Source organism: Myxococcus sp. AB025B (assembly GCF_006518215.1).
Lineage (GTDB): Bacteria > Myxococcota > Myxococcia > Myxococcales > Myxococcaceae > Myxococcus > Myxococcus fulvus.
In genome coordinates this window covers 19,314-29,203 of record NZ_SRLW01000110.1, presented here as the reverse complement: position 1 = coordinate 29,203, position 9,890 = coordinate 19,314, and the positions used below count along the sequence as shown (strand labels likewise).

The following is a 9,890-nucleotide window of genomic DNA, read 5'->3' as shown; positions in this document are numbered from 1 at the left end:
CCACCACCCTGGTGGTCCGCCCCGAGGACGTGGAGCTCGGCGAGCACGGCACGCCCCTGCCCCTGTCCGCGCGCCTGTTCCTGGGCCACGCCGCCGAGTACCGCTTCCCCGTCGGCAGCACCCTCCTGCGCGTGGTGGCCCCTCCACTCGAGGTGCGCGCGGGCCAGACACTCCACGTCCGCCTGCGCAAGGTCCGCCTCTTCGCCCCACGGTGAGCGTGGGGCGCGGGGGCACCTGGATGTTTTCGGACTCATTGCCCGGGACGAACCGCTCCGGGGAGACTCCCAACGTCACCCCCGACTCCCGGAGTCCTCGTGTTTCGCCCCATCGCCCTGCTCGCGCTCCTCGTGTCGTGCCTCGGACTCACCGCCTGCTTCGAGGACGACGTCTGTACCGAAATCTCCACCTGTGGCGGCTGCGCCAGTGAGTACGTCGCCAACGCCTGCAAGTGGTGTCCGTCCGACAGCACCTGCTCCGCGTATGGCGAGGGCAGCTCCTGCTCCTACTCGGAGCTGAAGGACGACGCGGACGAGTGCGGCGGTACGTCGAGCGCGTGCAACAGCCCGTACTCGGGCCCCTCGGCCGACCCGCAGTCCTCCTCCTTCTGCCAGGCCGCGTACCACTACGGGTGCCAGGGCCAGACGTCGCGGCGCGACGACAACTGCCGCGTGTACGCCCAGTTCGAGGCGGACAACCCGGGCATGCCGTCCTGCCCCTACTGCCCCTGAGCGATTGGGCGCGCGAGGAGGCTCGGGCCGGGTTAAAGCCGCACGCATGAGCGACTCGAACCCGAGCATCCTTTCCCACGTCTCCCTCGGCACGAACGACTTCGCGAAGGCCGTGGCCTTCTACGACGCCGTCCTCGGCACCCTCGGCTGCAAGCGGGTGCTCGACTTCCCCAACGCCGTGGCCTACGGCAAGCAGTTCCCCGAGTTCTGGGTGCAGGCCCCCATCGACGGGCAGCGCGCCAACGTCGGCAATGGCACCCACTTCGGCTTCATCGCCGCATCGAAGGAGGCCGTGCACGCCTTCCACCAGGCCGCGCTCGCGGCGGGCGCCACCGACGACGGCGCCCCCGGTCCCCGCCCGCAGTACGGCGCGCCCTACTACGGCTGCTTCGTGAAGGACCTGGACGGCCACAAGATTGAGGCGTCCTTCTGGGACGAGTCCGCGGGCGGCGCGCACGGCGTCTGACGTGGCGCCTACACCTGGCGCAGCTTCCAGTGCCCCCGCCGGAAGAGGAGGGCCGCGAGCACCGCCAGCACCGAGAAGGCCACGGTGAGCGAGAGGAACACGCCCGAGGGCCCCATCTTCAAGGGGCCCGACAGCCCCCACGCCAGGGGCAGCTCCAGAATCCAGAAGCAGAACACGTTGATGAGCGTGGGCGTGGTGGTGTCCCCCGCGCCGTTGAACGACTGCGTCAGCACCATGCCGAAGGCGTAGAAGAGGAAGCCCCCGCTGATGATGCGCAGCGCGTGCGAGCCGTGGTCCACCACCACCGGGTCCGTGGAGAAGGCGCCCACCAGCGGCTGGGCGAAGGCGACGAACAACACCCCCAACGAGCCCAGGAACACGGCGTTGATGCGCCCCGCCGTCCACACGGCCTGCTCGCCGCGCTCCGGCTGACGCGCGCCCAGGCTCTGGCCCACCATCGTCGCCGCCGCGTTGGCCAGGCCCCACGAGGGGAGCAGCGCGAAGAGCACGATGCGCATCGCGATGGTGTAGCCCGCCACCGCCTGGCTGCCGAAGGTGGAGACGATGCGCGCCAGCACCACCCAGCTCGTGGTGTTCACCAGCGACTGCGCCGTGCCCGCGCCCGACAGCCGCAGCATGGAGAGCATGGTGCCCACTTCCAGCCGCACGTGCTCCCAGCGCACGCGCAGCCGCCCGCTCCCCCGGGCCAGCCGGTAGATTTGGTACACCACGCCGCAGCCCCGGCCGAACGTGGTGGCCACCGCCGCGCCCATGACGCCCAGCTCCGGGAAGGGGCCCACGCCGAAGATGAGCATCGGCGCCAGGACGATGTTGATGGCGTTGGCCAGCCACAGCACCCGCATGGCGATGGCCGCGTCCCCCGCGCCCCGGAAGATGGCGTTGATGAGGAACAGCAGGAGCACCGTGCCCATGCCGCCGAGCATCACCTGCGTGTAGCGCACGCCGTGCTCCAGCACCCACGGCTCGCCGCCCATCAACTCCAGCAGGGAGCGCGAGAACACCACGCCGCCCACCGCCAGGGGGATGGCCAGGAACACGCCCAGGCCAATCGCCTGCACCGCCGTGCGCGCGGCCTGCTCCGGGTTCTTCTCACCGATGCGCCGCGACACCAGCGCGGTGGCGCCGATGCTCAGCCCCGCGGCCGCCGCGTAGATGATGGTGAGCAACGACTCCGTCAGCCCCACCGTGGCCACCGCATCCGCGCCCAGCCGCCCGACGAAGAAGACGTCCACCACCGCGAAGATGGACTCCATCACCATCTCCAGCACCATGGGGACCGCGAGCAGGAAGATGGCGCGCTTCACGGGCAGCCCCGTGAGGTCCTTCTCCGTGCCGTGCATGGCCTCCTTCAGCGACGCCCAGAACCCCTCTCGCGGCACGGACTCCCGCCCCTCCACCTGCGACATGTGTGCTGCCTCCTGGACCGCCCCGCCGAGCCTCGGGCCCTTCTGTCAGGAAGGGGCGACGGCGTCCAGGACGCCGCGGCGCGCGGCCGGCTGACCCGCACGGCGCCTCGCGGCGGGGCGGGTGCGCACGCTCGGCCTTGTCCTCCGCGCCCGGGCGGGCGTGGATGGCCGTCACCCACCCCAGACCCGGGGCCGGGTTACGCGCTGTTCGCCGTTGCACCTCCGACACCACTCCAGCGCCTCCGGGCGGTCCTTCATCGCCGAGGCGAGGTGTAGCTTGCGCCCACTCATGATGCCGAGCTTCTCTCGTTCGCTGTTCCCGTCAGTCCCCAGTCCGGGCACCGCGCACTTCCGTCTGGCCAGCAGTGCGCGCGTGCTGGGGCGCGTGCACCTGGGACCCGGAGTCCACCTCGCGCAGGGCGCGGTGGTCTGCTCTCCGGAGGGCGCGGTTCAACTGGGCGCGGGCTCCACGCTGCGGGAGAACACCACCGTCGTCGGCACCGCGCGTCATCCCATGGTGGTGGGCGAGAAGACGACGCTGGGCCCGCGCAGCCTGGTGCTCGGCGCGTCGGTGGGCCACCTGTGCGACGTGGGCCCGGGGGCCATCCTCCAACCGGACGCCCGGCTGGGCGACCGCTGCCTGGTGGCGGATGGGGCGCTGGTGCCCTCCGGCATGTGGGTGCCCTCGGATTCCGTCGTCGTCGGCCGGCCCGCGCGCGTCGTGCGGCGCGTGGACACCGGTGACCTGGAGCGGCTGCGCGCCTCGCGCGGCGGCTCGCTCACCCTTCCCCAACAACCCCTCACCCCTTTCTTCGCCAGAGACCGCGCCGAGGATGCACCCATGGGACAGCTCTACTCCCTCCGAGACAAGCACCCGCTCGTCCACCCCACCGCCACCCTGTTCTCCTCCGCCGAGGTGACGGGCGACGTGCTCATCGGCCCCGGCGCCATCATCGGCCCCGGCGTGCGCATCATCGGCGAGTCCCACGCGCCGCTGCGCATCGGCGCGGGCGTGCGCATCCACGCCAACGCCGTGGTGCAGCTGCAACCGGGGGGCACGCTGGTGGTGGAGGACGGGGCCATCATCGGACCGGGCTGCCTGGTGCACGGCTGCTTCGTGGGCGCGGGCACCGTGGTGGAGGCGGGCGCCATCCTCTGCGACCGCAGCCGGCTGGGGCGAGGCTGCCTGGTCGGCGCGGGCAGCATGGTGCGCCCCGGCTCGCTCTTCCCGGACGCGGCCCAGGTGGATGGCTTCCCCGCGGTGCAGACGGGCTTCTTGTCCGCGCTGCCCGCGCTGCCGCCCTGGGCGCTCAAGCCGGAGGACCTGCCGGAGCTGCGCCGCGTCAGCTGAAGCCGCTCGCCGCCCGGGCATGCCGCGAGGCCCCGCCCCGCTGCCCGCTGTCGCCTCCCGTCCCGCGTGCCGAGGGGCGCCTTCGTCCAAATCCTGAGGGAACGGGCCCGCCCGCGCGTGGAAACGTCCGCGCGCCTGGGGGACGGACGGAGGACCTCGCCTCGCGGCGGGGACGAACGATGTGGCAGGCGCCGGGCACCGAAGGCCTTCAGGAAATCCATCGGGGACGCCGGTACGTCGTGTTCCGCACCTGGGCACGCGATGGCCGGCCCCTCATCATCAAGCAGGTCCGCCAGGGGCCGCTCGCCGCCGGCAGCGCGCCCATGCTGCGCCACGAGCACGCGCTGCTCACCGGGCTGCGCGACACGGTGCCCGACCTCGCGCGGGTCGTGTCGCTGGAGGACGCGCCCTCGCACCCGCCCGCGCTGGTGCTGGAGGACGCGGGGCCGCACAACCTGCAGGAGTGGCTGCGCCGCAAGCCCGTGGACCTGGAGCGCTTCATGGCGCTGGCGCTCCAGCTCACCGGCATCCTCACCTGCCTGCACGAGCAGCACGTCATCCACCGCGACCTCAACCCCACCAACCTGGTGATGAGCGCCGACGGCACGCACCTGACGCTCATCGACCTGGACCTGGCCACGCGCGTCTCGGGCATCGCCCCCAGCAGTGATTTGCCCGGCGAGCTGCAGTGGGCCCTGCCGTACGTCGCCCCGGAGCAGACGGGGCGGATGAACCGGCCCATCGACCACCGCGCGGACCTGTACTCGCTGGGCGCCACCTTCTACGAGCTGCTCACGGGGCTGCCGCCGTTCACCTCCCCGGACCCGGTGGAGCTGGTGCACGCGCACCTGGCCCGCGCGCCCGTGCCGCCCGCCTTCGTCAACCCCGCCGTGCCGCGCATCGTCTCCGACATCGTCCTCAAGCTGCTCGCGAAGATGCCGGAGGAGCGCTACCAGGGCGCCGACTCGCTCCTGTCGGACCTGCTCGAGGCCAGCCGGCGTCAGAACGACGGGGACTTCACGCTGGGGCGGCTGGACCTGGCCCACCAGCTGTCGCTCCCGGAGCGCCTGTACGGCCGCGAGCCCGAGCAGCAGGCGCTGCGCGCGGCCCGCGAGCGCGTGCGCCGGGGCGAAAGCGAGCTGGTGCTGCTGTCGGGCGCGGCGGGCATCGGCAAGTCCGCGCTGGCGCACGAGCTGGCGCGCGACGCGCTCCCTGGAGACCGGCTGCTCACCGGCAAGTTCAACCAGCTGCAGGGCACCGTGCCCTATGCCGCCTTCGTGCAGGCGTTCCAGGGGCTGATGCGCGAGCTGCTGGAGGAGTCGCCCCAGTCGCGCGACTTCTGGCGCGAGCGCCTGTTGGGCGCGCTGGGGCCGCACGCGCGCGTCATCACCGACGTGGTGCCCGCGCTGGAGGTGCTGCTCGGGCCGCAGCCGGTGCCGCCCGCGCTGGGGCCGGTGGAGGCCGCCGCGCGCTTCCACCTGCTCTTCCAGTCCTTCGTGCAGTCGCTGGCCACGCCCCGGCACGCGCTCGTCCTGTTCCTGGATGACCTGCAGTGGGCGGACCCCGGCTCGCTCCAGCTGCTGGAGAGCCTGTGCACGGACCCGGGCTCGCGACATGTCCTCTTCATCGGCGCGTGGCGACCGCAGGAGGTGGGCCCCGGACACCCGCTGTCGCGCCTGCTCGACGTGCTCGCGGAGCAGGACACGCTGCCGGTCCAGGACTTCGAGCTGGCGCCGCTGGAGGTCGGCGCCATCACCGCGCTGTGCGCGGACACCTTCCAGCTGGAGCCCGCGCGGGTGGCGCCCCTGGCCCGGCTGCTCGCGGGCAAGACGGCGGGCAACCCGCTCTTCCTCACGCGGCTGTTGCGCCTGCTGCACGCGTCCGGTCTCCTGCGCTTCGACTGGGAGCGCGGCACGTGGACCTGGGAGCTGGAGCGGCTGTCCCGGGTGGAGGTGACGGAGAACGTGGTGGAGCTGCTGCTCGCCGCCATCCGCCGCCTGCCCGAGCGCACCCAGTACGTGCTGGAGGTGGCCGCGTGCCTGGGGGACCAGGTGGAGCTGGGGCTCCTGTCGTCGCTCGTCGACGAGGACGAGCAGGACGCGGCCTCCGCGCTGTGGAGCCTCCTGCGAGAAGGGCTGCTCGTCCCCGAGAGCGAGCCCGCGCGCGCGCCGGCGACGACGGACGGCGCGCGGCGCGAGGCCACCTACCGCTTCGCGCACGACCGCGTCCGACAGGCGGCGTACTCGCTGCTCACCGAGGACCAGCGTCAGGCGCTGCACCTGGCCGTGGGACGCAAGCTGTGGCACGGCGCGAGGGGCGAGGCGCTGGAGGAGCGCCTGTTCGCGGTGGTGGACCACCTGTACCGGGGCCTCGGCCAGCTGGACGACGGCGAGGAGCGAGAGCAGCTGGCGGAGCTGTTCTTCCGCGCGGGCTTCAAGGCCAAGGGGGCCTCCGCCTTCGGCGCGGCGCTGGTGTACTTCACCCGCGGCCTGTCCCTGCTGCCCGCGGACGGGGGACTTCGGCGACAGGCCCGGCTCTTCCAGGTGCACCGGGAGGCGGCCGAGTGCGCTTACCTCTCCGGCAACGGGAGGCTGGCGGAGGAGCTGCTGCACACCGCGCACACGCACGCCGCGTCCGCGACGCAGAAGGCGGACCTGTACGTGCTCCAGGTGCTCGCGAACCTCATGACGGGCAGCTACCCGGAGGCGCTCGCCGCGGGCCGCGAGGGGCTGCGCCTGTTCGGCGTGGAGCTGCCCGAGCACGGCTACACGGAGGCGCTCGCCGAGGGACAGGCGCGCGTGCGCCGGCACCTGGACGGGCGCCGGGTGGAGGCGCTGCTGGACGCGCCGATGATGACGGACAGCGCGCACCTGGCCTGCGTGCAATTGTTGTCCGAGCTCGTCACGCCCGCGTTCTTCGTGGACCCGGACCTGTTCGCCTGGCTCAACACGCTGGCGCTGGCGCTCACGCTGGAGCATGGCAGCTCGCGCTGGGCCCCGGCCGTGTACGCCGTGCAGGGCATGCTGCTGGCGAGCCGGGGCGAGGTGGAGGAGGCCCAGGCCTACGGACACCTGGGCGTGGCGCTCGCGCGCAAGCTGGGCGACGCCAGGCAGGAGTGCCGGGCGCTCATCAGCCTCACGCTCAACGTCAACCACTGGCGCGCGCCCCTGCGCACCAGCCTGTCGCTGCTGCGCCGGGCGGTGACGACGGGGCTGGCCAGCGGTGACCTGCAGTTCACCAGCTACGCGCTCACCACCGTCGTCTCCACGGAGCTGGCGATGGGCACCGAGCTGGTGCGCATCCTCGGCTCCATCGACACCGCGCTCTCCTACTCCCGGCGCGCCAACGTGCAGGGCATGGTGGACGTGTCCATCCTCTACCGTCAGGCCATCCGCGCGCTCCAGGGCCGCACGCGCACGCCCGCGCGGCTGGACGACGACGACTTCGACGAGAGCGCCTACCTCGCGTCGGACCGGGCGGAGCAGACCAACCTCTACCTGCTCGCGATGATGAAGCTGTTCGTCGCCTACGTGATGGGCGACCTCGACGAGGCGCTGCGCATGTCGCGCGAGGCCCTGCCCTACGTGCACTACACGCAGGGCTTCTTCCGCAACGTGGACTTCAACGTGCTCACCTCGCTGACGCTCCTGGCGCGCGCGTCCCGGACACCGCTGGAGAAGCAGGCCCTGCTGTCCCACGTGGAGGCCAACCAGCGCAGGCTGGAGGCGTGGGCCCGGACGTGCCCGGAGAACTTCCGCCACAAGCACCAGCTGGTGGCGGCGGAGGTGGCGCGGCTGGAGGACCGGGCGCTGGAGGCGATGCGGCTGTACGACAGCGCCATCGACGGCGCGCACACCGAGGGCTTCCTCCAGGACGAGGCCCTGGCCAACGAGCTGGCGGGGCGCTTCCACCAGCAGCAGGGCCACCGGCGCCTGGTGCCGCTGTACCTGCGCGCGGCGCTGGACTGCTACGTGCGCTGGGGCGCGCAGGCGAAGGTGACGCAGCTGGAGGAGGAGTTCCCGGAGCTGGCGACGCGGCTGGACCGGCCCTGGACGGAGCCCGGCGCCATCACGACGGGCCCCACGCCGCCGGGGGCCTCGCTGGACCTGCTCACCCTGCTCAAGGCCTCCGAGACGCTGGTGAGCGAGGTGGTGCTGGACCGGCTGCTCGAGAAGCTGATGGCGGTGTGCTTCGAGGCGGCGGGGGCCACACGCGGGGCGCTGGTGCTGGACGAGGGCGGCCGTCTTCAAGTCTGCGCCGTGGGCGCCAGCTCCGAGCCCGTCAGCCTGGAGCGCACCCCGCTGGAGTCGAGCCACCAGGTGCCGGTGACGCTGGTGGAGCACGCCTTCCACACCGGTGAGACGCTGGTGCTGGCCGACGCCGCGCACCAGGGCCGCTTCGTGGGGGACGCCTACGTGGTCCGCCGCGCGGTGAAGTCCGCGCTCGTCGTGCCCATCCAGCGCCACGGCAACACGGTGGGCGTGCTCTACCTGGAGAACGACCTGGCCACGCGCGCCTTCACCCCGGAGCGTGTGGGGGTGCTGCGCACGCTGTCGTCGCAGATCGCCATCTCGCTGGAGAACAGCCGCCTGTTCGAGCAGCTCCACGTGGAGGTGCAGGAGCGCCGCCGCGCGGAGCGGGCCGTGCGCTTCCTGGCGGACACGGGGCTGGCCCTGGCCGAGTCGCTGGACGTGGAGGTGATGCTGGGCAACGCCATGCGGCGCGTGGTGCCCTTCCTGGCGGACTGGTGCATCGTCACCGTCGTCGAGCGCGGCGAGCACCTGAGGGTGCTGTCGGCGACGCACGTGGACGCGCGCAAGGAGGCGCGGCTGAAGCAGATGCTGGAGCGGTACCCGGTGGACTGGACGTCCCCGCCCGCCCTCGTCCACGCGCTGCGCACCGGCCAGCCCTTCCTGCGCGAGGACGTCCCCGACTTCATCCTGCGCGAGCATGGCCACGGCCAGGAGTACATCGACACCCTGCGCGACATCGGCTCACGCGCCGCCATGCACGTGCCGCTCATCGCCGGAGGCAAGACGCTGGGCGTCGCCACCTTCGTCTCCGGCGCGCCCGGAAGGCGCTACACGGAGGCGGACCTGGGGCTCGCCCAGGAGCTGTCGCGCCGCGTGGCCGTCTGCCTGGACAACGCCCGCCTCTACCGCGAGGCCCAGGACGCCGTGCGCCTGCGCGACGAGTTCCTCAGCGTGGCCTCCCACGAGCTCAACACGCCGCTCACCTCGCTGCGCCTCATGGTGCAGACGCTCCTGCGCCACACGCCACCCGGGCTGCCGCCCCACGCCGTGCGCGCGCTGCGCACGCTGGACGGCCAGACGCTGAAGCTGGCCACGCTGGTGGAGGAGATGCTGGACATCTCACGGCTCCAGGCCGGGCGCATGGACCTGCACCTCGCGCGCGTGGACCTGGCGGACCTCATCCGCCACGCGGCCAGCAGGCTCGCCGAGCCGCTGGAGCGCGCCGGCTGCGCGCTGGAGCTGCACATCGACGGTCCGCTGTGGGGGAACTGGGACGGCGCGCGGCTGGGGCAGGTGCTGGTGCACCTGCTGTCCAACGCGCTCAAGTTCGGCCCGGGCAAGCCCATCACCCTGCGCGCGTGGGAGGGCGACGGGCGGGTGCGCGTGAGCGTGACGGACCGGGGCATCGGCATCGCGGAGGACCGGCTCGCCGACATCTTCGAGCGCTTCGAGCGCGCCGTCTCCGTGCGCGCCTACGGCGGCCTGGGCCTGGGGCTGCACCTGGTGCGCGAAATCCTCACCGCGCTCGGGGGCTCCATCCACGTGGAGAGCACCCCCGGCGAGGGCAGCACCTTCACCGTCGAGCTGCCGACCGACCCCGAGGCTCAGAAGTCCTCGTACTCCATCGAGATGACATAGGGCTTCGTGGAGCAACACCCGGGAGGC

5 protein-coding genes and 1 pseudogene are annotated in these 9,890 nt (G+C 72.5%); 5 read left to right on the top strand and 1 reads right to left on the bottom strand.

Features of this window, described 5'->3' with window-relative positions:
• The 3 genes and pseudogenes from FL311_RS44140 to FL311_RS19765 form a co-directional block, all read left to right on the top strand.
• Positions 1-215 (top strand): annotated as a pseudogene (locus FL311_RS44140) (ABC transporter ATP-binding protein); the annotation flags it as partial.
• Positions 216-314: 99 nt separating this feature from the next.
• Positions 315-728, top strand: coding sequence for a hypothetical protein (locus FL311_RS19770; protein ID WP_141327058.1), 414 nt, complete (start codon positions 315-317; stop codon positions 726-728).
• Between the two features lie 46 nt (positions 729-774).
• Complete coding sequence (locus tag FL311_RS19765) at positions 775-1,194, top strand: VOC family protein (protein WP_141327056.1); 420 nt, start codon at positions 775-777, stop codon at positions 1,192-1,194.
• Between the two features lie 8 nt (positions 1,195-1,202).
• Here FL311_RS19765 and FL311_RS19760 read toward each other — a convergent pair whose 3' ends face one another.
• The gene (locus FL311_RS19760) at positions 1,203-2,621 is read right to left on the bottom strand and encodes an MATE family efflux transporter (protein ID WP_141327054.1); all 1,419 of its coding nucleotides are present in this window, start codon (positions 2,619-2,621) and stop codon (positions 1,203-1,205) included.
• Positions 2,622-2,898: 277 nt separating this feature from the next.
• On the opposite strand from FL311_RS19760, the gene FL311_RS19755 reads away from it, so the two are divergent.
• A complete protein-coding gene (locus tag FL311_RS19755; RefSeq protein WP_228556966.1) occupies positions 2,899-3,972 on the top strand; it encodes a gamma carbonic anhydrase family protein in 1,074 nt (357 codons plus the stop codon).
• A gap of 179 nt (positions 3,973-4,151) precedes the next feature.
• Positions 4,152-9,863, top strand: a complete 5,712-nt coding sequence (locus tag FL311_RS19750; protein WP_141327052.1) for an AAA family ATPase — start codon at positions 4,152-4,154, stop codon at positions 9,861-9,863.
• The last annotated feature ends 27 nt before the right edge of the window (positions 9,864-9,890 follow it).